The 22,251-nt window shown below is 54.5% G+C and carries 23 protein-coding genes; 16 read left to right on the forward strand and 7 right to left on the reverse strand.

The window, feature by feature from the left end:
- Positions 1–49: 49 nt before the first annotated feature.
- The 4 genes from ACZ1HV_RS26515 to ACZ1HV_RS26530 are packed head-to-tail and all read left to right on the forward strand — an operon-like array spanning position 50 to position 2,983.
- Positions 50–1,123, forward strand: coding sequence for a FecCD family ABC transporter permease (locus ACZ1HV_RS26515; RefSeq protein ID WP_472716818.1), 1,074 nt, complete (start codon positions 50–52; stop codon positions 1,121–1,123).
- Entirely contained in the window at positions 1,120–1,893 is a 774-nt protein-coding gene (locus ACZ1HV_RS26520) for an ABC transporter ATP-binding protein (RefSeq protein WP_472716819.1), read from the forward strand. The genes ACZ1HV_RS26515 and ACZ1HV_RS26520 overlap by 4 nt, the downstream gene beginning before the upstream one ends.
- Positions 1,877–2,350: a pseudoazurin gene (locus ACZ1HV_RS26525; RefSeq protein WP_298818321.1), complete on the forward strand. Its 474-nt coding sequence runs from the start codon at positions 1,877–1,879 to the stop codon at positions 2,348–2,350. The genes ACZ1HV_RS26520 and ACZ1HV_RS26525 overlap by 17 nt, the downstream gene beginning before the upstream one ends.
- 9 nt (positions 2,351–2,359) lie before the next feature.
- Positions 2,360–2,983: a class I SAM-dependent methyltransferase gene (locus tag ACZ1HV_RS26530; protein WP_472716820.1), complete on the forward strand. Its 624-nt coding sequence runs from the start codon at positions 2,360–2,362 to the stop codon at positions 2,981–2,983.
- Between the two features lie 147 nt (positions 2,984–3,130).
- On the opposite strand, the gene ACZ1HV_RS26535 is transcribed toward ACZ1HV_RS26530, so the two are convergent.
- Both ACZ1HV_RS26535 and ACZ1HV_RS26540 read right to left on the reverse strand, forming a co-directional pair.
- Positions 3,131–3,385, reverse strand: coding sequence for a phosphopantetheine-binding protein (locus ACZ1HV_RS26535; protein WP_298818325.1), 255 nt, complete (start codon positions 3,383–3,385; stop codon positions 3,131–3,133).
- Positions 3,386–3,724: 339 nt separating this feature from the next.
- Positions 3,725–4,525 carry a helix-turn-helix domain-containing protein gene (locus ACZ1HV_RS26540; RefSeq protein ID WP_472716821.1) on the reverse strand — a complete coding sequence of 267 codons (801 nt, stop codon included), beginning with the start codon at positions 4,523–4,525 and terminating at the stop codon, positions 3,725–3,727.
- A gap of 126 nt (positions 4,526–4,651) precedes the next feature.
- Here ACZ1HV_RS26540 and ACZ1HV_RS26545 point away from each other — a divergent pair, with 126 nt between their 5' ends.
- The 3 genes from ACZ1HV_RS26545 to ACZ1HV_RS26555 all read left to right on the forward strand — a co-directional run bounded on the left by ACZ1HV_RS26545 (position 4,652) and on the right by ACZ1HV_RS26555 (position 7,448).
- Positions 4,652–5,527, forward strand: a complete 876-nt coding sequence (locus ACZ1HV_RS26545; RefSeq protein ID WP_472716822.1) for an SRPBCC family protein — start codon at positions 4,652–4,654, stop codon at positions 5,525–5,527.
- Positions 5,528–5,696: 169 nt separating this feature from the next.
- The gene (locus ACZ1HV_RS26550) at positions 5,697–6,440 is read left to right on the forward strand and encodes a metallophosphoesterase family protein (RefSeq protein ID WP_472716823.1); all 744 of its coding nucleotides are present in this window, start codon (positions 5,697–5,699) and stop codon (positions 6,438–6,440) included.
- A gap of 237 nt (positions 6,441–6,677) precedes the next feature.
- Complete coding sequence (locus tag ACZ1HV_RS26555) at positions 6,678–7,448, forward strand: leucine-rich repeat domain-containing protein (RefSeq protein ID WP_472716824.1); 771 nt, start codon at positions 6,678–6,680, stop codon at positions 7,446–7,448.
- Between the two features lie 8 nt (positions 7,449–7,456).
- Here ACZ1HV_RS26555 and ACZ1HV_RS26560 read toward each other — a convergent pair whose 3' ends face one another.
- Together ACZ1HV_RS26560 and ACZ1HV_RS26565 are read right to left on the reverse strand one after the other, a co-directional pair.
- Positions 7,457–8,119 (reverse strand): aspartate/glutamate racemase family protein, encoded by a 663-nt coding sequence (locus ACZ1HV_RS26560; RefSeq protein WP_472716825.1) that lies wholly within the window; start codon positions 8,117–8,119, stop codon positions 7,457–7,459.
- 82 nt (positions 8,120–8,201) lie between these two features.
- Entirely contained in the window at positions 8,202–9,098 is an 897-nt protein-coding gene (locus ACZ1HV_RS26565) for a DUF5996 family protein (protein ID WP_472716826.1), read from the reverse strand.
- Positions 9,099–9,291: 193 nt separating this feature from the next.
- Between ACZ1HV_RS26565 and ACZ1HV_RS26570 the strand changes: the two genes are divergently transcribed.
- Positions 9,292–10,083, forward strand: a complete 792-nt coding sequence (locus tag ACZ1HV_RS26570; RefSeq protein ID WP_472716827.1) for a class I SAM-dependent methyltransferase — start codon at positions 9,292–9,294, stop codon at positions 10,081–10,083.
- On the opposite strand, the gene ACZ1HV_RS26575 is transcribed toward ACZ1HV_RS26570, so the two are convergent.
- Positions 10,075–10,974 carry a LysR family transcriptional regulator gene (locus tag ACZ1HV_RS26575; protein ID WP_298986633.1) on the reverse strand — a complete coding sequence of 300 codons (900 nt, stop codon included), beginning with the start codon at positions 10,972–10,974 and terminating at the stop codon, positions 10,075–10,077. The two genes, ACZ1HV_RS26570 and ACZ1HV_RS26575, sit on opposite strands and share 9 nt — an antisense overlap.
- A 76-nt stretch (positions 10,975–11,050) precedes the next feature.
- Here ACZ1HV_RS26575 and ACZ1HV_RS26580 point away from each other — a divergent pair, with 76 nt between their 5' ends.
- The 6 genes from ACZ1HV_RS26580 to metH all read left to right on the forward strand — a co-directional run bounded on the left by ACZ1HV_RS26580 (position 11,051) and on the right by metH (position 19,228).
- Positions 11,051–11,815 (forward strand): sulfite exporter TauE/SafE family protein, encoded by a 765-nt coding sequence (locus tag ACZ1HV_RS26580; RefSeq protein ID WP_472718503.1) that lies wholly within the window; start codon positions 11,051–11,053, stop codon positions 11,813–11,815.
- Between the two features lie 101 nt (positions 11,816–11,916).
- On the forward strand, positions 11,917–12,474 hold the full coding sequence (locus ACZ1HV_RS26585) for a hypothetical protein (RefSeq protein ID WP_298818342.1): 558 nt from the start codon (positions 11,917–11,919) through the stop codon (positions 12,472–12,474).
- 237 nt (positions 12,475–12,711) lie between these two features.
- Complete coding sequence (locus tag ACZ1HV_RS26590) at positions 12,712–13,221, forward strand: fasciclin domain-containing protein (protein WP_265684576.1); 510 nt, start codon at positions 12,712–12,714, stop codon at positions 13,219–13,221.
- Between the two features lie 207 nt (positions 13,222–13,428).
- Complete coding sequence (locus ACZ1HV_RS26595) at positions 13,429–14,439, forward strand: ArsR/SmtB family transcription factor (protein WP_298818346.1); 1,011 nt, start codon at positions 13,429–13,431, stop codon at positions 14,437–14,439.
- 2 nt (positions 14,440–14,441) lie between these two features.
- Positions 14,442–15,353 carry a methylenetetrahydrofolate reductase [NAD(P)H] gene (gene metF / locus ACZ1HV_RS26600; RefSeq protein WP_472716828.1) on the forward strand — a complete coding sequence of 304 codons (912 nt, stop codon included), beginning with the start codon at positions 14,442–14,444 and terminating at the stop codon, positions 15,351–15,353.
- Positions 15,354–15,499: 146 nt separating this feature from the next.
- Positions 15,500–19,228: a methionine synthase gene (gene metH / locus ACZ1HV_RS26605; protein ID WP_472716829.1), complete on the forward strand. Its 3,729-nt coding sequence runs from the start codon at positions 15,500–15,502 to the stop codon at positions 19,226–19,228.
- Positions 19,229–19,936: 708 nt separating this feature from the next.
- On the opposite strand, the gene ACZ1HV_RS26610 is transcribed toward metH, so the two are convergent.
- Both ACZ1HV_RS26610 and ACZ1HV_RS26615 read right to left on the reverse strand, forming a co-directional pair.
- The gene (locus tag ACZ1HV_RS26610) at positions 19,937–20,578 is read right to left on the reverse strand and encodes a LysE family translocator (protein WP_472716830.1); all 642 of its coding nucleotides are present in this window, start codon (positions 20,576–20,578) and stop codon (positions 19,937–19,939) included.
- A 203-nt stretch (positions 20,579–20,781) separates the two neighbouring features.
- Entirely contained in the window at positions 20,782–21,471 is a 690-nt protein-coding gene (locus ACZ1HV_RS26615; RefSeq protein ID WP_298818354.1) for an ArsR/SmtB family transcription factor, read from the reverse strand.
- 93 nt (positions 21,472–21,564) lie between these two features.
- Between ACZ1HV_RS26615 and ACZ1HV_RS26620 the strand changes: the two genes are divergently transcribed.
- Both ACZ1HV_RS26620 and ACZ1HV_RS26625 read left to right on the forward strand, forming a co-directional pair.
- Positions 21,565–21,897 carry an NIPSNAP family protein gene (locus tag ACZ1HV_RS26620; RefSeq protein WP_298818356.1) on the forward strand — a complete coding sequence of 111 codons (333 nt, stop codon included), beginning with the start codon at positions 21,565–21,567 and terminating at the stop codon, positions 21,895–21,897.
- Positions 21,894–22,238 (forward strand): antibiotic biosynthesis monooxygenase family protein, encoded by a 345-nt coding sequence (locus ACZ1HV_RS26625; RefSeq protein ID WP_298818358.1) that lies wholly within the window; start codon positions 21,894–21,896, stop codon positions 22,236–22,238. The genes ACZ1HV_RS26620 and ACZ1HV_RS26625 overlap by 4 nt, the downstream gene beginning before the upstream one ends.
- The last annotated feature ends 13 nt before the right edge of the window (positions 22,239–22,251 follow it).

Here is a 22,251-nt window from a genome sequence, read left to right on the forward strand (position 1 = left end):
CGGGCCCTGCGGCGAACCGTTCCGCAGGGCCTGATCTATCAGGTGCTACATGTCTGAAATTACCCCGCCTTCCAGTGAGGCGCTGTTGCTGGTGCGCGGTTACAAGCGCCGGTCACTGCAGCGCGTTGCACTGGTTCTGCTCGCATTTGCTGTGCTTGCCGTTCTAGTCATTGTCGATGTCACGACAGGACCGGCAAATCTATCGGTTTGGCGGACCGCTGAAGTCATATTCGACCGTTCGATAGCGACCGCCAAAGAAGACGTCATCATCTGGCAATTGCGACTGCCCGTGGCAATTATGGCCGTGGCGGTGGGCGCAATGCTTGGCGTTGCCGGCGCCGAAATGCAGACGATATTGAACAATCCGCTCGCTGATCCTTTCACACTCGGCCTCAGCTCTGCAGCGGGTTTTGGTGCAGCACTGGCAATTGTGCTTGGGTGGTCGGTCATTCCAGGTGTCGGCGGTTTGTTTGTTTCTGTGAACGCCTTTGTTTTCGCAATGCTGACATCATGTGCACTCTTTTTATTCACGCGGCTTCGCGGTGTGTCACCTGAGGCGATGATCCTTGTCGGGATCGCGATGCTGTTCACGTTCAATGCGCTCCTGGCATTCCTTCAATATGGTGCATCGGAAATTCAGTTGGCCCAGCTTATCTTCTGGCAATTAGGGTCATTGGCGCGTGCCACGTGGGCGAAAGTCGGGGTTTGCTTCCTGGTTTTGGCGATGGTCCTTCCCTGGTTCATGTACCGCTCCTGGGCTCTTACAGCGCTTCGTATGGGGGAAGACAAGGCGGCGGCACTTGGCGTGAATGTCAGCCTGTTGCGGATCGGCGTATTGGCCGGTGTTTCTCTTCTGTCGGCCGTCGCCGTGTCTTTTGTCGGCGCTATCGCCTTTGTTGGCCTCGTCGGGCCACACATTGCCAGAATGATCGTCGGTGAAGACCAGCGTGGTTTTCTGCCTTTGTCTGCTCTTTGTGGAGCGCTCATTCTCTCCGGCACATCCATTGCCTCTAAAGCGATTTCGCCGGGAATTGTCTATCCGATCGGCATGATCACGTCGCTTATCGGTATCCCGTTCTTCATTCTTTTGATCCTTGGACAACGTAAAAGGCATTGGCAATGAGCGGGCTGTCTGCTGAAGGTCTGAGCTTTTCTTATGGGCCTCGGCAAATATTCAATCAGGTAGATGTCGGACCGGTAAAAAGCGGCCAATTGACCGCCCTTATCGGGCCGAATGCCTCCGGCAAATCGACCTTGTTTCGTCTGATCGCCGGATTGCTCTCCGTTGAGGCTGGCAGGGTGCGGCTTGATGAGACCGATCTCGCCTCGCTTTCCACGCGTGCGCGGCTCAAGCGGATCTGCTTTATGCCGCAGTTTTTCACGGCAAACGCGGCATTGACTGTCTTCGACGTCGTCATGATGGCGCACAAGCAATTGCAAGGATGGAGGGTCAGCGAGGCGGACATGATCTCTGTCGGGACTGCACTCGAAGCAGCCGGCATCGGCCATCTTGCGGAGGCTTATGTAAGTGAACTGTCCGGGGGACAGTCCCAAATGGTTTCTGTCGCCCAGGCGCTGATCCGGAATTCGGATGTTTATCTCTTCGATGAGCCGACTTCAGCGCTTGATCTTCGTCACCAACTGGAGGTTTTGCAGCAAATCAGATCGGCGGTTATTGCCAGAAATGCGATTGGAATTGTCGCCCTTCATGACCTCAACCTGGCTGCGCGTTTTGCCGACAACCTTATTCTGCTCGGTAACGGACGGATCCTGGCGCAAGGCAGTCCCGCTGAAGTGCTGCGCAAACAATCCATTGCAGACACCTATGGGGTTGCCATTGAAACCTCCACTGGTCCCAGAGAGGAGATCGTCGTTCATGCTTACCCGTCGTAATTTTGTCCTCTCCCTGACCGCACTGGCTGGTGTTGGTCCGGCATTGGCGTGCCCTGCGCCCAAGGCAAACGGCACGTCGCATGGCATCTTGATGCTAAATGCCGACTGCGGTGATCCCAACAAACCGAATGTCTTTGAACCTGCGATCCTGCACATAAATACAGGCGACACTGTCACCTTTGTCCCAACCGATGCCGGGCACAACTCGGCGTCAAAACGCGGCATGATTCCCGAAGGGGCCGAGCCATGGAACAGTGCGATCGATGAAAGACTGATGATCGAATTCACCGTTCCTGGAATTTACGGCCATATCTGTGTGCCGCATTATGAGTGGGGCATGGTCGGTCTGATCGTTGTTGGCCAGGATTTATCCAATCTTAAGGCTGTCAAGAAGGTGAGGCACCCGGGCAGTGCCCGAAAGGTCTTTCGGTCGCTTCTGAAAGAGCTGGAGGCGTAACCGAAGGCGATGGTCACTCAACTGATCAACACATGGACACGTGAGCCGCTTGAAGAAAGCAGCATGACGGCTGACCATACCTGGATCTGGCGGGAAATGATCTCTGCGATCGATGAGAAAGATCTGAGCAAGCAGAAGGTTCTGGACTTCGGCTGCAACCAGGGTGGATTCTTGCGACTGCTATTTGACCAGCGGCCTTTCGCGGCGGGGGTTGGTATCGACCTCGCCCAAAAGGCAGTCGATATTGCTGAAGCCCGAAAAGAGGGGCGGCCGATTGATTACAGGGCCGTTGCTGATCTGGCTGAGCTCGGCGAAACTTTCGATTTGGCCTTCAGCCATGAAGTTATCTACCTGATTGAAGATCTGGCCAGACACGCAGCGCAGATTGCCAGCGTCCTGAAACCAGGTGGCAATTATTACGCTGTCACCTGCTGCCACAAGGACAGTCCGTTGTGGGCTTCGTGGAGGCCAAAGATCCAGGCATTTTCAAATATCAATGTGCCCGATCATAGGGTTGAAGACATTTCAAGCGCTTTCCGGAGGGGCGGATCTCGACGTCGCTGTCAGCCGTTTTCTGGCGTCGGCCTTCATCCCGTTGGAAGGTTCGAGCGAATATTTTCCAAGCGACGTTGAGCGACTGGGATGCTACGCGAACTGGAAACTGCTGTTCCGCATGACGCGCTCATGAGGGTCGTATGCCGCAGATCATTTGGCTGCCAATTGCTGACCTGCCGATCAAACAACTCAGCGCGTCCTTATCGGTGAGTGTCCGGGATGCACCTACTTGGCCATTGAATGTTCGATGAATTTCACAAAGTCCCGAAAGGTCAACTGCGCTTTTTCCTGATCTCGCGGACTGAAGACGTCATCTTCAAGAACACAGCCGAACTCTCTTTCGACGGCCATCACAATGCCGATTGCGTCAAAGCTGTCGGCTCCGAGTTTTGCCAATGTCGAGTTGGAGGAAATGATCCATTCGGCAATATTTAGTGATTTTGCGACGACGGTTTTGGTGCGCGCTTCAATATCAGGCATTAGAATCGATATGGGAACGTTACGGAAAGGAGTGCACCGCTTAGTTCCTCCGATGACCTTACGCAAGGTCCTACACTTAAAAATTGAACCAAGACGCGAACTTAGGCCGTTTCATATTTGCAGCCTCCGTTCAAAACCCTATGAAACGAGCCGAAATGATGAGTGGCAACGGCTATTGAGCTTCGGAAAAGTATTAGGGGATAGCCACGTGATCATGGATTCGATATTTGCTTCCGCTGTCCCGCTGCGTTCACCACTAGAAGCCTTATTGCCAGTTTTCAACACTCCTGTGACGCGCGGCCTTACCTGCCGCGCTTTGTGTGCTGGACAAGGCAGTGTTCACGAGAGGAAATTCGCATGAAACCAGGCGCGTGTTTCATCGTTCGCAGGCAACAGGGTCTCTAATCGCAGGTCATCGAGTGCGGCATCGGCGCTCATGCCGATGGTGGCGATCAGTGAGAACATCTCAAGTTCGGCATTTTCAATTTTGAACCTGATTGTCAAAACAGGAGCATTTGTCGCCGGGCGCGGGCCCTCCAGTAGCCTCGCAATGCCTTCCAGCCCCACGAGTTCTATCAGGAGCGCCTGCGCTTCTTTGTCATGAGGCCGTCTTGCCACCTCCAACTCCAGCATTCTTATCAAGGCTCTTGAGGTGTCTTCCCAGTTCGAAATGCAGTTTCGCAACTGTCCGGGTGACAGAATTTCACGCAAGAGGTTCGGATCACCGCGTGCACCTGCCATGGAAAAGAATTTCTTTGCGGGGTCGTTGGCCTTAACGAGGTTCCAGATCCGGTCAATCGAGACTGCGGGAAAGGGAGCGTGACCTCTCAAGACATGATCGATAGAAGCATCGACCGCCTTTTGTGTGTCACCGTCCCACCCATGCCGGGAGGACCTTGCCGCAAATCCGGCGGACAGCAGCATCGCATCAACTTCAGCGGCTGGCATTTCCAACGCTTCCGCCAATTGCGCGATCGCGAACCGGCTCGGGTTGGAACGGCCGGTTTCGAGAAAACTGATGTGCCGCTGCGACATCCCGGACTGGAGCGAAAGTTCCAGTTGGCTGAGCCTGCGGCGCTGTCGCCAGGATTTCAGAAATCCGGGAAAGGCAGGATCGGATATGTTCAAATTATGATGCATGGTTCGATTGTGCACCCAACATGCGCCAAGGTCGATTACCTCCGATGTAATTGAGTTGATGTTTCAGATCGTCAAGTTCGGGGCACTCCTTAACTGACGAAAGGTTACACAATGGAACATTCGAAAATGGCCCGGGCTTTCCTCGGAATGAATGCCGCATTTTCGTTGCTGACGGGTGCGGCTCTTCTAACCGCTGCAGGGCATTTCGCAGAACTGCTTTTTGCAAATGAGGCAGTTTGGCAAAGCTGGACACTGCGTCTTCTGGGGGCGGGCCTGATACTCTTCGGCATTGATCTTATCTTTATGGCTACGGACCGATTTGTAACAAAGGTGCAGGTGACGTTGATCAGCGTCCTGGATGCAGGCTGGGTTCTTGGCAGCGCACTTTTGCTTATGTTTGCGGGTTCACTCTTTTCCGACACCGGGACGACCGCCGTTGTCATTGTGGCCGTATTTGTCACGATATTTGCTCTCGGTCAGTATCTGGGTGCACGAAAAATCCAGGCGCCTCTCAGCCTGGCCTCTGTGACAATGTCAGGTGGAAAAATTCTGGCTACGGTCAGCCGCAAAGTTGACGCGTCGCAAGATATCGTCTGGCGGGTCATGAGCGATCACCCAGGCTATGCAGATGTCGCCGACAACATCTCGAAAGTCGAGGTGGTAGAAGGAGATGGCATTGGAATGCAACGCCGCTGCTATGGCCCAAAAGGAGAGAACTGGCTTGAAACATGTGATTATTTCGAAGCCGGTCGAGGCTTCGGGTTCCGGATTCACACGGAGGCTGATGATTATCCTTATCCGATTTCCGATCTGCATGGGGAATGGGTTGTTGAGGGCAACGGCAGTGGTTCAAAGTTCGCGATCAACATCGAGGCGGAACCAAAAGGCAACTTTCTGGTTCAGACCTTGTTCAAGCTCATGGCAAAACGGCAATTCAAGGCAGTTTTGGCTGACCTCGCCGATGCCTGGGCCGCGCGGATGGAACGCGAAGCGCGAGTATGACCAGGGCTCCCTTCAGCAAGGCGATGCAGGTATCGCCTTGCTGCCGCTCAATGTTTTTGCATTCTTGAGGAAACTCTCTTTTGGGACAGGCTTCATCGGGAAAGTGAGATGAGTGTGAAAAAGATCTGAACGGATTGACCAATGATCCCAATGATTACAGGTTTGAAGAATGAGATTTGCCATCATTTCCGATATTCATGGAAACTCAGACGCCCTTGAGGCGGTGCTTTCCGATATCGATGCATTGGGAATTTCCAATGTGGTCAATCTCGGTGATCACCTGAGTGGGCCGCTTGACGCCGTAGCGACAATAGAGCTGCTTTTGGAGCGCTCGTATCCTTCAATTCGCGGCAACCATGACAGATTGCTGATTGAACAAGACCCGACGGAGATGGGGGCTTCCGACAGAGCAGCCTTTGAGCAGCTGGCACAGCACCATCTTGACTGGCTCAGGTCTTTGCCGTCCTCGCTTACCTTGTTTGACGAGGTGCTGCTGTGTCATGGGACACCTTCCAGTGATGTGACTTACTGGCTGGAAAAGGTGGAAGTGGACGGCCGTGTCAGGTCTGCCACGATCGAAGAGATCGAGGCGGAGGCTGCCGGTCTTAACGCCAAGCTTCTGCTTTGCGGTCACACACATGTCCCAAGATGCGTTCGCTTGCGAGACGGGCGGCTGGTCCTCAATCCAGGGAGCGTTGGCTGCCCTGGTTATGACGATGACACGCCGGTCTATCATCGGATGCAAACCGGTACGCCGAATGCGTCTTATGCAATTGCAGAAATGTCCAATGGTGACTGGCTCATCACGTTTCGCTCTGTGCCCTATGACAATCGGCGGATGGTCAGACTGGCAAAGCAAATGGGTCGGACCGAATGGGCTGAGGCCTTGGCGACCGGCTGGATAGGGCTTTAGTGTCTCACTGCCAGAATTCTGTCTTCAACGGAGTTTGGTCCGGTACGTTTTTGGCCCTGAAAACAAAGTGTTAACCCTGGGGTGACGCAGACTGTCCTTTCGGTCCTATGGAAGCAGACTTTAAGTTGACTGATAACTGCGATCCGGACAGTTTCAGCTTTAGTAAGTGCATTTTCAACTCGTCCCTGAAAAGCAAACCAACTTCCATCAGTACCAAAACCGGGAACAAGGTCGACGATGAACAGGACTTTTGATGCTGAGCGCCTGGATGTTCCTGATCTTCTGCAGCGAATGCCGGAGGGGTCTTCTCTTTCAGTCAACACGATCCGCAAAGCCGACATGAAGCGCCTCAAGGGGTTGGATGAGCTGCCGCTTGCGTTTTTAGGACTTCGTTGGCTTTCTGCGCCGGACCTGACCAGCGTACCTTTGCCATCTTCGCTGAAGGAGTTGAGGATCTGGCATTCCAACAAACTCAAATCGCTAAATGGGATAGATGCCGCGAGCGGCCTTGAGAAGCTTGAACTGAGGGAAAACGGATTGCTGGAAAACGGGTCGGCTGTCCGAAGCCTCCCAAAACTGCGCAGCCTTTCCATTGAAGGCGGAAATTCTTCGCAACAAAAGGTCGAAACTCTGAGTTTTCTGGAAGGGCTGCCACTGGAGCATGTGAGCCTTGTTGCCGTCGACGGGCGTGCACTGGACCTTGGGCCAGTTGCGCGCCTGCCGGAGTTGAAAAGTTTCGATGTTCAGGGACAGGAGTTCCCGTCGGTCGAACTGGCAAAGGTCGCTGCTGCCTTCCCTTGGTTCCTGGACCGGCTGTTGGACCTGCCGGATTGCTCTATCGACGGGATGGCCTGCAAGAAATGCGGTGGACGCAAGAAGGAGCTTTTTATCAAGGAAGCTAAAGGCTTGTGGTGTTCTGCCTGCGAAGAGGCTGGACTGAAAAAGGCGCTGACCGGTTTTAAGGCGTTGGTCGAAGCAGCCCGGCAGAAGGCCGTTTCAGCGCTTTGAATGACAACCTAAATGAAGCGCGCGATCTCTTCGATGTGAATACTTGCACAATCAACGATCGGAAACGGCGACGTTTCGGCACCCATGATGGCATTCAGGTCCGTGCCGCCCAACAATACGGCTTCAGCCCCGTCAGAAATCAATGCTTTGCCAGCTTCCAGAAAGACTTTGCGCAGAACATCGGTCGGTTGGCCTGATCGGGCAAGGGTGATGTAAGCCTCGTGAACATTTTGCAGACCGTTGTCTTTTGGCGCCAGCACGTCCACAGGTGCAAGTTTCCCATACATGCCTGAACTCATGACAGTTTCGGTGCCCAATATGCCAACTGTCCGCATGCCCTTTTCCTGCAACCAGCTTGAAAGAACACTTGTCAGGTCTATCACCGGGAGAGCTGAGATTTCTGCAAATCGGTCAATACAGAAATGACCCGCGATCGATGTCACCACGACATTTTGTGCGCCTGCCGCGGCAAGGCGATCCGTCAGTTTAGCGTAGATTGCGCATTGCGCGGCTTCATTGTTGCCGATCAGATTCGCCAGAAGTGTTGACGTGTCCGCATGAACGATCGTCAATTCCAGATCTTTCTTGAGCGTGCTGGCAGCCCCAATAAGTTTTCGGTAATAGAAGTCCGTCGCTGCCGGACCAATCCCTCCAATCAATCCTATGTGCATGCTGCCTGGTCCTTCTTGCTTCGATTTGTGCAGTTGTAACTGAATTCAATTCAGCGACGAGAATGGCCGGTCCATCTTCTGGTCAAAGTGCCTGGTGCTTCAGATCCGCCAAGGGCCAATCAGCTTTTTCGGCTGCACCTTCATAAAGGCTTTCAAGGAAGGACAAGATCTTATTCTTCGGATCGCCGGCATTGCGTGCATCTTCGTATTTCAAGATAGCGAGTGCTCCGCCGTTCTTCTCCGCCCAAAAGGCGTCGCCGGGTTGAAGTGTAATCTGGTTCATACCCACCGGTTCTGGATAAGCGTAGCCGTAAAAGGCCGGTTCCTGAAAACTGTCATCGCCTGGCCAGAAACCGATCGAAATGACTTCATGAGAATAGGCTTCCTTGTCGGACTGTGTTCCGCCTTCAAGCGGATGAGCACGTCCTGAAAAACGCGTCACGACGAGATCGAACGAATGCCAATAGAGCTGAACGGGTGTTTGTTTGCCAACAAAACTGGTCCTGTAGGTTTCGAACATGCTTGAGATCAGGCACAGGGCGCGCCAGAAATCTGAAACAGCTTGCTGGTCATAAGTGCGCGGCGCGTGGTCTTCGGGGAAAGGGACCTTCGATTTGTTGTCATAAGGTTTGCTGACGATTTTTACCGGGACCTCAAGTTCGGCCAAACGCGAGAACAGTGCCTCATAGAATGCAGACACCGTCAGTCCGGGAACTGAAAACGACTTCTGAACTCCATCGTTCCTGCTGATGATGACCTTGTGGTCAAGCATGTCATAGAGGATCTCAAAACCACTATCGCCATATGGTATGCGTCCTGTCGTCAGGCCGCGCACATGTGGATATAGCGTGACGTGCCACCAGTGGTTCAGTTTCGGATGCGCCTTCAGCCGTACTTTTCCAATCATTTGCAAAAACAGATGCAGCGTTTCCTTGGTGTCAGCCCAGTTTTTATAGGGAAGTGGCGGCAATGAGCTCATGGAAGCAGTTCTCCGAATTGAAAGCCTGATTGTCGGTGCTTCCAGGCCATCTAGTCTGAACTTGATTGGGGTCCAGACCAGAGCTTTGGCGCAAGCGGCTGTTCTGCTCACCAATTGCCAAAACGCTGTGTTCTTCTTCTGATTTCTCCCAAGGAAGAGGTTGCGCCCGCTTTTTATGTGGGGAAAAAGCTGGATGGAAGGCGACAAGACAAGAACTCTTCATGAAGAAGCCTGGGCACAGGTCTATCCGTTGACCGACCGGCAGCTTTCACCCCTTGGACTTCAAGTTATGGCAGCCTTGGCATTACAGGCTGGCGGCCATGTCCTCGATGTTGGGTGCGGCACGGGGCAAAGCCTGTTGCAACTTGTCGAAAGAGTTGGACCGACCGGGAAGGTAGTCGGTGTTGATGTGTCCCGAACCTTCTTGGGTATTGCAAAGGAACGGACGCAATCCTTCCACCAGATCAGTTTGATTGAAGCAGATGCACAGACCGTCGCCTTGCCAAATGGAAGCTTTGATGCGGTCTTCTCGCGTTTCGGCATCATGGCATTTGAGGATCCTGTTGCTGCCTTTGCCAATTTTCAGAAAATGCTCAAGCCCTCAGGCAAATTGGGATTTTGCTGCTGGCGTTCGCTTCAGGACAATGAGCTGGATCTGTTGCCACTTGAAGCGTCAGGGATGCTTTCCAGGGCCGATCAAACGCCGTTCAGCTTTTCAGATGCTGCCTATATTCGACAAATACTGAAAGGCGCTGGTTTCCAAGACATTGCGATTATTCCACATGATGAGCCTGTTTCCTGCGGTGGTGTTGAGGAAACGATAGCCGTGCTCCTGAAGGTTGGAGCATTGGGAAAAATCGTCCGAGAAGACCTTAACCTTGGACCTCAGGTCGAACCGCTTTTGCGACAGGTGCTAATTGAAAGATGCGACGGTGAAATTGTGCGCCTCAATGCATCTGTGTTTGTTGTAACGGCTTCAATCTGAGGCATCTGATACCTTGAATCCCGAAGCACTCCGGTCAGGTTGATGATCAAGCCAACGGCATAGTTCGGTCGCCAGTTTGCGTACCGCTGGACGTTCTCGCTTTGTGGAAGCGTAGATTGAGACGAGGACAGTGCCAAGCGAGGGCAGTTTGAGCCGCGGTCCTATGTCGACGAGTGTCTCCGTCATGGCTGGGCGCGGCAGAACTGTTGCAGCCAATCCGGCTAGCAGTACAGCCCTCAGGCCAACCGGGTCAGCATGGAACTGCAATTCGGCCTGTTTTTCCGGTTCAGTGTCCAATGCGGAAAGTGCGTGGCGGCGCAGATCGCGTGCGTCATCCAGGAATGCGAGCGGCAGTGGTTTGGAGCGGTCGTGTCGAAAAATTCGGGCGGCGGTCCAAACGAGAGGCACCGGCACAGTTTCAACGCGTCCGGCATGCGGTCCCTGATCCAGAACCAAAGCAATGTCGATGTTACCATTATCGAGGAGATCCCGGAGGTCATGACTGCGTGCCGTCGTAACAGTCACCGGATTGTCTTGGTCCGCGGCTGAAAAGCGGGCCAGGGCAGGTGGCAGTACAGACAAGGCAAACGTCATTGTGGTGCCAAGCCGGATGGGGGAAGCGGAACCGCCGATTGAAGATCTTTCCATGGCTTCGTCAGCCAGTGCCAACAGGCGGCGTGCCTTTACCAGAAAAGCGTTTCCTGCACTTGTCAGGCTGACCGGCTTGCCGCGTCCGCGATCCACCAGTTTACGAGACAGTCTTTGCTCAAGCAGGCGGATATGAGCGCTTACGGCGGATTGCACCGTGCCGGTTCTTTCCGCAGCTGCCGAGAAACTGCGCGTATCTGCAACTGCGACGAAGCTTTCAACGTGGCGTAGATCAAGAGACATAAAATCACGAAATCAGATTTTTATTAGCATGTAAAATCGTTTTTACTGTGCAGCTTTGAGCGCTAGCTTGCGGTTCATGAATCCAGAAGCCTATCTCCTTGCAGCACTGGCTGTCTTTCTGACCGGTATCTCCAAAAGTGGATTTGCGGGTGGTTTGGGAATACTCGGTGTCCCACTCGTCGCTTTGACCATGCCACCGCAATCGGCGGCAACGCTGTTGCTGCCGGTTCTTATATTGATTGACGTTGTTTCGGTCTGGCGTTTTCGCACCTCCTGGAAGGCGCGAACGATCGTGGTTCTTCTTCCGGGGGCAGGCATTGGCATCGGGATCGGAATGGCCGGGTTTTCCAGCCTCGATCCAAATTTTTTGAAAGTCGGCATTGGGCTGCTGGCGCTTTGGTTCGTGGTGCATCAGGTCTTTGGCACAATGACGGTTGCCGGCACGCAGGGGCGTCAGGGCCGTTTGAAGATCTTTGTTGCCAGCCTCGTGTCGGGGTTCGCCGGGTTTGTGGCGCACGCGGGTGGTCCGCCGATAAAGGGTACGTTTCTGCGCCTGGGGTTGGACAAGTCGGCATTTGTCGGAACAAATGCCATGTTCTTCTTCATTCTCAACCTTGCAAAGGCAGGAGGGTATGCCTCTCTTGGCCTGTTTTCGGTTTCCAGTCTTTTGTCGTCCGCCGCACTCGTACCTTTTACGCTGATGGGTATCTGGGCAGGCTTTGCCCTGCATGACCGTGTACCGCAGGGTCTGTTCGTGCGAATGGCATTTGGCCTGCTTGCACTTGCCGGTTTGAATCTCCTGGCGTTTGGGGGCGCCGGATTGCTGATGGGTGCAACCTGAACTGCAATTGGCCTGGAGACTGCGATCACCAATCCGTTAGTGTCAGTTTATTCCATCGCACGACATACTCATCCTGCTTCGGTTGTCCATCAGGGGGTGGGATGTCTCGTCTGCTTGCAGTTCTTTGTGTCGGTCTTGTTGTGTCGTCGCCGGCAGTTGCCACTGTCATCAACGGCGAAGTTCTGCGTCAAAATGGAAATGGCGAGTTTAAGTTGCTCGATACGTCGGTTCCGTTTTCGGTTGGGCACGACAACTTCAATACAGATCATCTATATGCGTTCGACGAGGACCAGAACATCCTATTGAGCGAACCGATCAGGGTCGATATAGGCGGCGATCGCGGTATGATCCCGCAAGGAACGACCGTGGCGAGCCACTACGTTTTCTTTGACAGCCTGTCGGGCGTTCACGAAGGGTATGTTGATTTCGATGCTCCAATCCTCGGGATAGCTGCGCTCCCCGATACACTGGATGCGACTGACTTCCTGGCAAACAATTCCGTGAATTACATCAGCACCGATCTCAGAGGGCTGGAGCCAGGTGACTATGTCTGGATTGATCCCGACGATCCATTTCGTCTCTGGGTGCTCTGGGCGGGATCATCTCCTGGAGACTACATCCGCGTCTTTACTGAAAAATCACTGGGCGCGATGATGTGAACACCTAAACCAGACCGACACGATGGTGTTGTGTGGTTCGCTAAAATCACTTTTCAATCTCTTTACGACGTCCTCGCGAACAGTGGCTGACGTTTAGAAACACAATTCCAACGCGTTCGAACAGATTTCGGAATAAATCGAAAATAGTTTTTCCTTTTTTTATATAATGCCATCTGATCTGACTCAATAATCGCGCCGTAGTTAGCTCTGTAATTCGATAAATCAGGAGTATAGTCCATGAAAAAGAGCGTCCTCGCGCTTGCAGCATCACTGTGTCTTTTTGCAAGTACTTCAAACGCAAAGACAATCGTAGATATCGCAGGAGGCGATGAGCGGTTTAGTACCCTGGTTGCTGCTGTTCAGGCAGCAGGCCTGCAGGACGCTTTGCAGGGACCGGGTCCGTTCACGGTCTTTGCTCCCGTCAATGATGCATTCGCAGCGCTTCCTGAGGGTACGGTTGAAACTCTTCTGAAGCCGGAAAACAAGGATCAGCTGACCAACGTCCTGCTTTATCACGTTGACGACCGCAAGCTGACCTCGAGCAATATTCCCGTCGGTTCAAACTACTTCAAGCCGCTTCTGACAAGCGAAAGAACCTGCATCACGCGTTCGGGTGACGGCGTTCAAATTGCAGATGGCAGCGGAGCGTCCGCGAATGTCATCATCGCCGACATTCAAGCCGAAAACGGCGTGATCCATGTCATCGACAAGGTTCTGCTGCCCGGTGATCGGCCTGCCTGCCACTAAGTCTACTCGGATTTCCCGTTCGGAAGGGCCCGCGGTTACTGCGGGCCTTTTTGCGTTCTCGACGGCAACCAAAGTTTCCCGGCAATCCGGGTTCGACGTATTTTGACCAAACCGTGTCGCAAATGCTCCTCGTGCTTGCATCTTTTATCTAATTGATATAAAGATATCTTTATATCGACATTGATGCTTGATGAGCAGTACCTGAGCATGACCGACGAGCAGACACTTTCCGTAGACGATACGCTGGCCGCGTTGAGGGCCGTGGGGGAGGCAACGCGTTTGCGTCTCGTGGCGCTTCTGGCGGAAAGCGAGCTGACCGTGAAAGACGCGACTGCGATCCTAGGGCAAAGCCAGCCCCGCATTTCCCGGCACCTGAAACTGCTTGCAGAAGCCGATCTCATCAAGCGCTATCCGGAAGGATCCTGGGTCTACTATCGCCTTGCCGATGGACCCGAGGGAGAACTCGTGCGTGGGCTTGTTGCACGCATTTCCAGAGACGATCCGGTTCTGGCCGCCGATCAGGAGCGTTTCCAGGCTATTCGCAAGGCTAAAGCTGAAGAAGCCGCGGCTTATTTTGCAGCCCGGGCGTTGACCTGGGACCGCGAACGTTCCTTGCATGTTTCTGAAGAGGATGTGGAGGCGGCGATGCGCCAAGCGCTCGGCGAAACACCCTTCCAGACCTTTCTGGACCTTGGAACCGGAACAGGCCGTCTTCTCGAGCTCTTTTCCGATCAATATGTGTCTGCGCTCGGCATTGATGCATCCCACGACATGCTTGCCGTTGCGCGCGCCAATCTTGCGAAGGCTGGCTTTACCAACGCGCAGGTTCGCCACGGCGATGTTTATGCCCTGAATGTACCGCCGCGCTCGTTTGATGTGGTGGCAATTCACCAGGTGCTGCACTTCCTGGACGATCCGGCCCGGGCTCTCAGCGAAGCGGCTCGTGCGTTGCGCCCTGGCGGCCGTCTCATTGTTATCGATTTCGCCCCGCACGAATTGGAGTTTTTGCGCGAGAGCCATGCCCACCGGCGTCTTGGTTTTGCGCAAGACCAAATGGAGCGCTGGCTGGAAGCTCTTGATCTTGACCTGGAACAGGTGACCGACCTCGTTCCGGGCGATGACAGCGAAACAAACCTGACCGTTACCCTTTGGCTGGCCCGCGACCGCCGTGTCGTTACGGATCTGCCGGCTCCGAATTCTTCCCGAGAGGTTGCTTGATTATGAATTCCGTTTCCAACCGCAGGTCCCATCAGGCCGCACCGACACCAATTACGGCGTCGTTTGAGTTTTTTCCGCCGAAATCCGACAAGATGGCGGAAACGCTATGGAACACAGTGCAGCGCCTGGCACCGCTTCATCCTTCTTTTGTGTCCGTGACCTACGGGGCAGGCGGGTCGACCCGTGAGCGCACACACAAGACTGTTGAGCGTATTTTGAAGGAAACAGACCTGGCGCCGGCTGCGCATCTGACCTGTGTGGGGGCTTCGCAGGAGGAGATCGACGGGATCGTCAAGGACTACTGGGATCTGGGTGTTCGACACCTGGTCGCACTGCGCGGTGACCCGCTTGAAGGCATAGGTACGCGTTATACACCTCACAACAACGGCTATCCTTATGCTTCGGACCTTGTTTCAGGGATCAAGAAGATCGCCAATTTCGACATCTCGGTTTCCGGCTATCCGGAAAAGCATCCGGAAAGCGGAAGTTGGCAGACCGAAATCGACAATCTGAAGCGCAAGGTTGATGCGGGCGCAGACCGGATCATCACCCAGTACTTCTTCGACAATGACGTGTTCGATGCCTATCTGGACCGGATCGCGGCTTCCGGCATCAACATTCCCGTTATTCCCGGTATCCTGCCGATCCATAATTTTGAGCAGACCATGGTGTTCTCAGCCAAGTGCGGCACGTCCATTCCGCAATGGCTCGCGCGACGGTTCGCCGGTCTGAGTAACGATCCCGAAACACGCAAGCTGGTTGGTGTCTCCGTTGCCTGTGAGCAGGCAATGGATCTGGTCGACCGTGGCATCAATGATTTCCATTTCTACACCATGAACCGTGCCGATCTGACCTTTGCAATCTGCCACATGCTGGGCATGGGCCAGGGTGAGGTGAAAGGTCTGGCCGCCTGACCGGAAGCCGGTTGTAGCGTCCGGGAAACACTAAATGGCGAGGCCGCAGACATCGCGGCACGCAATACGTTTGACATTCAGCAAGCGCCACGCGAACCCAACTCTGTCGCCGCGCTTGAAAAGCAGATCCTCCGGAAGGAAAAACAGTGAAAACCTCCGATGCCTTTGAGCGCCTCAACGACCTTGCAAAGTCCCGCATTCTTGTGTTGGACGGTGCGATGGGAACGGAGATCCAGCTGCTCAAATTGGACGAGGCCGCCTATCGGGGCGCGCGTTTCGCAGACTGGCCGAGCGATGTCAAAGGCAACAATGACCTGCTCAGTCTCACGCAACCGGAAGCGATCCGGCAGATCCATGTCGACTATCTGGAAGCCGGTGCTGACATAGTCGAGACGAACACCTTTTCCTCCACGACCATTGCCCAGGCCGATTACGGGATGGAGGAACTGGCCTACGAACTGAATTTCGAAAGTGCGCGGCTTGCGCGCGAAGCATGCGACCAGGTCATGGCAAATGATCCCGCCCGGCAGCGTTTCGTTGCGGGTGCCCTTGGACCGACCAACCGGACCGCTTCAATTTCTCCGGACGTTAACAATCCGGGCTACCGTGCTGTATCTTTTGATGATTTGCGGATCGCATATGCGGAAGCTGTCCGAGGCCTAATCGCTGGTGGTGCCGATCTTCTTCTTGTCGAAACCATCTTCGACACGCTGAATGCCAAGGCGGCTCTCTTCGGCATTGACGAAGTCTTTGAGGAAACAGGCAAGAAACTTCCGGTGATCGTGTCCGGCACGATTACCGATCTCTCCGGCCGCACGCTGTCTGGTCAAACACCTGAGGCGTTCTGGAATTCGGTCCGGCATACTGAGCCGCTTGCGATTGGCCTGAACTGTGCCCTCGGTGCCAAGGAAATGCGTGCGCATGTGGATGAACTTGGCCGGGTTGCCGATACCCTGGTGTGTGCCTACCCGAATGCGGGCCTGCCCAATGAGTTCGGTGAATATGACGAGAGCCCGGAACATATGGCCGGGTTGATCGAAGAGTTCGCGTCAGCCGGCCTGGTCAATCTGGTCGGGGGCTGCTGCGGTACGACGCCGGCGCATATACGCGCGATCGCCGAAGCCGTTGCGAACAAGGCACCACGGGCGATTCCCGATATTGATCGGCATATGCGCCTGTCGGGTCTGGAGCCCTTTGTCGTCACCAAGGAAACCAATTTCGTCAATGTGGGTGAACGCACCAACGTGACGGGCTCCGCGCGCTTCCGGAAACTTATCAAGGAAGGCGACTACGCAACGGCACTCGACGTGGCGCGCCAGCAAGTGGAAAACGGCGCTCAGATCATCGACATCAACATGGATGAGGGCCTCCTGGATTCCGAAGAGGCCATGGTGACGTTCCTCAACCTTGTTGCGGCCGAACCGGATATTGCCAAAGTGCCGATCATGATCGACAGTTCCAAATGGACTGTGATCGAGGCCGGTTTGAAATGCATTCAGGGCAAAGGCGTCGTCAATTCCATTTCAATGAAAGAAGGCGAAGAAGCCTTCATCGAGCAGGCCAAGCTTGTCCGGCGCTACGGTGCAGCCGTCGTTGTGATGGCATTTGACGAGGACGGTCAGGCCGATACGTTTGCACGCAAGACCGAGATTTGCGCCCGATCCTACAAGGTGCTGACAGAGAAAGTCGGGTTTCCACCGGAAGACATCATCTTCGATCCGAATATTTTCGCTGTCGCGACCGGTATCGAAGAACACAACAACTACGGTGTCGATTTCATCGAAGCGACCGGCTGGATCCGTGAAAACCTAGCCCATGCGCACGTGTCGGGTGGGGTATCCAACCTGTCGTTTTCCTTTAGGGGCAACGAGGCTGTGCGCGAGGCGATGCACTCGGTGTTCCTCTACCATGCCATCAAGTGCGGCATGGACATGGGCATCGTCAATGCCGGACAGTTGGCAGTCTATAATGATCTGGAAAGCGAACTGCGGGAACTTTGCGAAGACGTGGTGCTGAACCGAAGGGACGATGCCACGGACCGTATGCTGGAAGCAGCAGAGCGTTGGAAAGGTGAGGGCGGTAAAAGGAAAGAAGCCGATCTGACCTGGCGAACCTGGGGTGTTGCCAAACGCCTGGAACATGCGCTGGTTCACGGTATTTCCGACTATGTTGTTGAAGATACGGAAGAAGCCAGACAAGCATTCGATCGTCCGCTTCACGTCATTGAAGGTCCGTTGATGGACGGTATGAACGTGGTTGGCGATCTTTTCGGATCCGGACAGATGTTCTTGCCACAGGTCGTCAAGTCCGCGCGCGTGATGAAAAAAGCTGTCGCCTACCTGATGCCTTTCATGGAGAAGGAAAAGGAAGAGCAAGGCCTTACGGGCCATTCTTCCGCCGGCAAGATCCTGATGGCAACGGTCAAGGGCGACGTTCATGACATCGGCAAGAATATTGTCGGCGTCGTGCTCCAGTGCAACAATTTTGAGGTGATTGATCTGGGTGTCATGGTGTCCGCTGCCAAGATCCTGGAAACAGCCAAAGCTGAAAAAGTCGACATGGTCGGACTGTCTGGTCTGATCACGCCGTCTCTCGATGAAATGTGCTATGTGGCGTCAGAGCTGGAACGGGAAGGTCTGGACGTACCACTTCTCATCGGCGGGGCTACGACTTCAAAGATCCACACCGCGGTAAAGATCCACCCGAATTATGCGCGTGGCCAGGCGATCTATGTCACGGACGCGGGCCGCGCTGTCGGCGTTGCTTCCAAACTCATGAGTGAGGGGGGACGTGAGCCCTATTTTGCGAATGTACGCGCCGAATATGCTGACATAGCTGAAAAACACGCTGCTGGACGAGGCGGACAGAAACGCACTTCGTTGGCAGACGCGCGCAAGAACGCTTTCCAGTCGGATTTTGCCGGCAAGCCGCCTGTAGAACCCAAGAAACCCGGGTCGACTGTCTTCGATGAGTTCCCGCTGGAAGAGCTGGTTCCGCTCATTGACTGGACACCGTTTTTCGCAACCTGGGAAATCAAGGGCCGGTACCCGGCGGTGCTGACAGACAACCGGTACGGTCCGGCAGCCAAGGCGCTGTACGATGATGCCAGGCGGATGCTCGACGAAATCGTTGAGAGGAAACTTCTGACTGCGCGTGGTGTTGCTTCTTTGTGGCCGGCCAATGCGGTTGGCGATGATGTCAGGGTGTTTACGGACGAAGGCCGCTCGGAAACGCTCGCCACTTTCCACACGCTGCGTCAGCAAATGGCGAGGTCGGCCGGCGGACGTGCAAATGTGGCACTTAGCGACTTCGTCGCTCCGCTGGAGAGCGGCATCAAGGACTGGGTTGGTGGTTTTGCCGTCACTGCGGGACATGGCGAGGATGATCTTGCCGCCCGTTATGCAAAGGAAGGGGATGACTACAATAAGATCCTCTCACAGGCCTTGGCGGACCGGCTTGCCGAAGCGTTTGCGGAAAAGCTCCATCAGATCGTTCGCACGGACTTGTGGGGATATGCAGCCGATGAGAACCTGCGAGTTGAGGACATCATCGGTGAAAAATATCAGGGCATCCGTCCTGCCGCAGGCTATCCCGCGCAACCCGATCATACTGAAAAGGACACGCTGTTCAGATTGCTTGATGCCGAACGGCTGACTGGAATTGAGCTCACGGAAAGTCGTGCCATGATGCCGGGATCTTCGGTCTCCGGGCTTTATTTCAGTCATGCGGACAGCCACTATTTCGGTGTCGGCAAGATCGAAAAAGATCAGGTGGAAGACTATGCTGCACGCAAGTTGTGGGATGTAACCTACGCCGAACGCTGGCTGGCGCCGATCCTGAATTACGATCCGGCCCGGATGGAAGCGGCTGAATAGAACGGCTGCAGGTCAGGTTCTTCGCTCTTTCAGGCGCGGTCAATTCAAATGAGATAAGCGGACCGGCAGGTCCGCTTTTTTCGTGGGATTGAGTGGCTTGCAACGAAGTCGTTTGAATTCGTGCTTTCGACCTGTCTTGAGATCGGAAATGGGTTTTGCCGCCTTGTTCTCAAAGAGCGAGTGCTGGTGACCTTCGCCCCACAAGCCTGCGCAACTCCTTCCAAGTCTCATGCGTTCCAATGAGATCCGGGACGCCCGCAACGTATATTGCAACTTCCCTGTTATTTTTGCGTGTAAATTAAATATCCTTGAGAAAATGACGCTTTTTTAATGAAAATGCACGCAGTGCGCTCTTGAAATGTGCACGGTGTGCACCTATTATTCTTCTCATCACGCAGCTGCTTCGACATTGAATGAGCTGCAAAAGGAGAAGAACAATGAACGTGCACACGGCCAAAATTATGTTGGTTCGGCATCGCCAGGACTATAACCGGGACCGCCTTCCGTGGTTGCCGTCGCGTCTCTATCGCTCATGGCGCGAAGCCCTGCCAAATGTTCAGGAGGTTTTCAGAGCCTCCAGAAAACGGGCCTAACCCGATCAGGCCCCAAGAATAACAAAATACCGCTCGACGTTCTCATGCCCCGAACGTCGCCCACCTTTTAGACAAAACCCGGCTTTTGCCGGGTTTTTTGTTGTCGCGCATGCGCTTAGTCGCGGCTGAGCAGGAGCTTAAATCCTGCAAAGGCGAAGAAGCTACCAAGCAGCAGCTGTATGGTGCGCCGTGCTTTACCGTAGACAACGATCATGGCCGCACTGGAAAAGGCGAGGGCATACAGGGTGTGTATGGCTGCGGACATGATGAAGGTTCCAACAACAATCACTGCACCGACCCAGAAAGGTGCATCGGCCTTCAGACCAAGAGATATGATCGCGATCCAGGCCAAGGCCGCTTTTGGGTTCATCATCTGAATGATGTAACCGCGAATGAAATAGCCGCTGGGCGTGCGTTTGCCGCCTTTGAGTTCGCTAGTCTCTATGTCGTGGTGTGACGCCGCAGACTTCAAGGACTTGTAAGCCAGCCAGAGCAGGTATGCGCCGCCGAAAATTTTAATGACCGTCAGGGCAGAGGCATAGGCGGCAAGCAATGCAGAAAGTCCGAGCACTGTCAGGACCGCCCAGGTGAAAGACCCTGCTGAGACACCGAGGGCCAGTGAAACGCCTGACTTTCTTCCAGCGCTCATGGATGTTCCAAGAACTGCGAGAATGTTTGGGCCCGGGCTGGCAATCGCAAGCAAGAACGCCGAATAGGCGAGCAGAATTCCTGGCAGGTAGATTGAGATCTGATCCACGATTGTGTTCCCTCTTGGTGTTCGTTCTGAGCACCTTAGGCCGCCAACCACAGGTAATGTTTCGAGCTGGGTCGAATTGTGCTGGCCGAGCGAGATGGGGTCTAGGAGAATTCTCGCGACTGCCATGTGCTTCCGGGTATCGGATCAACCTCCCTCTTAGAAAACAAAAAGGCATGCGACAGAACAGCGGTTGGCTGACAAGGCTAGTCCACCGGGAAAAGCTGGTTCATCTCTGCTTGCCCCTTTGGCGAGATCCGCACTGTTCGGCTGTTCCTGTCTCTACGCAGCCAGTCCTTTTGAATGAAGTGCGTCAGCAAGGCAGCACCCAGGCTGCCGGCAAGGTGATTGCGGCGTTCGCTCCAATCAAGGCACACTCTGCAAAGTGGTCGTCGGCCTGCGGTCAAGGCGTCGAGATCGATGCCGATCTCTCTGACAAAACGGCTTCCATTATCGGTCAGCCCGAAGCCGCCCTTTGTGCCAGTGATGGCCAGAAAGTCACGCGATTGAAGGCTGTCGAAGATACGCACGGCCATATCGCCGGCCAGATGGTCGTAACAGACCCTTGCAGCCCGCATGGCCGGGTCTTTCGGTCCGGTGCGGGTTCGCAAGTGACCCTTGTGTGCGGCCAATCCCATGACAGCCTCGAGCACTGCGCCGACTTCTGGTCCGGCGAGTGTGAAATAACGGTGCCTTCCTTGCTTGGCCTGCAAAAGCAAGCCACCTTCCATCAACTTCTTGAGGTGCGAGCTCGCGGTCTGACCGGTGACACCGGCTTCTGCTGCCAGTTCCGTGGCCGTCAGCGCCTTCCCGCTCAACAGTGCGCCCAGTATGTTGGCGCGCGCGGGATCACCTATCAGAGCGCCAATCCGGGCAATGTCCGGGCCTTCTTTCACGGTTCCTCTCTCATGGTTCGATCTGCATCGAAGCATTGATGTCACGCAACATGACACAAAGCCGGTGCAACGACCACTGGAAAGGTTTGAAAGATGATCACGTGTTTTATCCGATATCACATCGACCCGACAAAGCGGGCTTCTTTTGAGACCTATGCACGCAATTGGGGGCAGGCGATTCCCAGATGTGGCGCTGACCTGATCGGGTATTATGCACCGCATGAAGGCTCGTCCACCCTGGCATATGGTGTCTATTCAATCGAAAATCTGGCGGCTTATGAAGCCTATCGAGCCCGGTTGGCTGCCGATCCGCTGGGACAGGAAAACTATGCTTTCGCCCAATCGGAAAAATTCATCTTGCGGGAAGACCGCACCTTCCTGAAACTGGCGTCCGCACCGCATGCCGTCGAAGGAGCAGAAAAGTGATTGCCGTGATTTTCGAAGTTATCCCGCATGCGGACAAACAGCAGGCTTATCTCGACATGGCGGCGGAGATGCGCCCATTGGTCGAGCAGATTGACGGCTTTCTGTCTGTTGAGCGATTTCAGAGCCTGACTGATCCGGAAAAACTTTTGTCCCTTTCCTACTTTCGTGACGAAGCTGCCTTGAACGAATGGCGCCAGTTGACCCAGCACCGCAAGGCACAGGCAGCCGGCAGGGGGAGCTACTTCAAAGACTACCGGCTACGGGTTGCGCATGTTCTGAGGGACTACGGAATGGAAGAGCGGTCCGAAGCACCGGACGACAGCCGTGCGCTCCACGGCTAGAGCAAGCCATTCC

Source organism: Roseibium sp. JB4-4 (assembly GCF_055693425.1).

Excerpts from the sequence above, each read along its gene's own strand:
- ACZ1HV_RS26540 (WP_472716821.1), bottom strand. The coding sequence starts at position 4,525 with ATGCATCATAATTTGAACATATCCGATCCTGCCTTTCCCGGATTTCTG.
- ACZ1HV_RS26530 (WP_472716820.1), top strand. The coding sequence starts at position 2,360 with ATGGTCACTCAACTGATCAACACATGGACACGTGAGCCGCTTGAAGAA.
- ACZ1HV_RS26580 (WP_472718503.1), top strand. The coding sequence starts at position 11,051 with ATGAATCCAGAAGCCTATCTCCTTGCAGCACTGGCTGTCTTTCTGACC.
- ACZ1HV_RS26515 (WP_472716818.1), top strand. The coding sequence starts at position 50 with ATGTCTGAAATTACCCCGCCTTCCAGTGAGGCGCTGTTGCTGGTGCGC.
- ACZ1HV_RS26590 (WP_265684576.1), top strand. The coding sequence starts at position 12,712 with ATGAAAAAGAGCGTCCTCGCGCTTGCAGCATCACTGTGTCTTTTTGCA.
- ACZ1HV_RS26550 (WP_472716823.1), top strand. The coding sequence starts at position 5,697 with ATGAGATTTGCCATCATTTCCGATATTCATGGAAACTCAGACGCCCTT.
- metF (WP_472716828.1), top strand. The coding sequence starts at position 14,442 with ATGAATTCCGTTTCCAACCGCAGGTCCCATCAGGCCGCACCGACACCA.
- ACZ1HV_RS26520 (WP_472716819.1), top strand. The coding sequence starts at position 1,120 with ATGAGCGGGCTGTCTGCTGAAGGTCTGAGCTTTTCTTATGGGCCTCGG.
- ACZ1HV_RS26565 (WP_472716826.1), bottom strand. The coding sequence starts at position 9,098 with ATGAGCTCATTGCCGCCACTTCCCTATAAAAACTGGGCTGACACCAAG.
- ACZ1HV_RS26555 (WP_472716824.1), top strand. The coding sequence starts at position 6,678 with ATGAACAGGACTTTTGATGCTGAGCGCCTGGATGTTCCTGATCTTCTG.
- ACZ1HV_RS26595 (WP_298818346.1), top strand. The coding sequence starts at position 13,429 with ATGACCGACGAGCAGACACTTTCCGTAGACGATACGCTGGCCGCGTTG.
- ACZ1HV_RS26575 (WP_298986633.1), bottom strand. The coding sequence starts at position 10,974 with ATGTCTCTTGATCTACGCCACGTTGAAAGCTTCGTCGCAGTTGCAGAT.
- ACZ1HV_RS26545 (WP_472716822.1), top strand. The coding sequence starts at position 4,652 with ATGGCCCGGGCTTTCCTCGGAATGAATGCCGCATTTTCGTTGCTGACG.
- ACZ1HV_RS26585 (WP_298818342.1), top strand. The coding sequence starts at position 11,917 with ATGTCTCGTCTGCTTGCAGTTCTTTGTGTCGGTCTTGTTGTGTCGTCG.
- ACZ1HV_RS26620 (WP_298818356.1), top strand. The coding sequence starts at position 21,565 with ATGATCACGTGTTTTATCCGATATCACATCGACCCGACAAAGCGGGCT.
- ACZ1HV_RS26535 (WP_298818325.1), bottom strand. The coding sequence starts at position 3,385 with ATGCCTGATATTGAAGCGCGCACCAAAACCGTCGTCGCAAAATCACTA.
- ACZ1HV_RS26570 (WP_472716827.1), top strand. The coding sequence starts at position 9,292 with ATGGAAGGCGACAAGACAAGAACTCTTCATGAAGAAGCCTGGGCACAG.
- ACZ1HV_RS26560 (WP_472716825.1), bottom strand. The coding sequence starts at position 8,119 with ATGCACATAGGATTGATTGGAGGGATTGGTCCGGCAGCGACGGACTTC.
- ACZ1HV_RS26525 (WP_298818321.1), top strand. The coding sequence starts at position 1,877 with ATGCTTACCCGTCGTAATTTTGTCCTCTCCCTGACCGCACTGGCTGGT.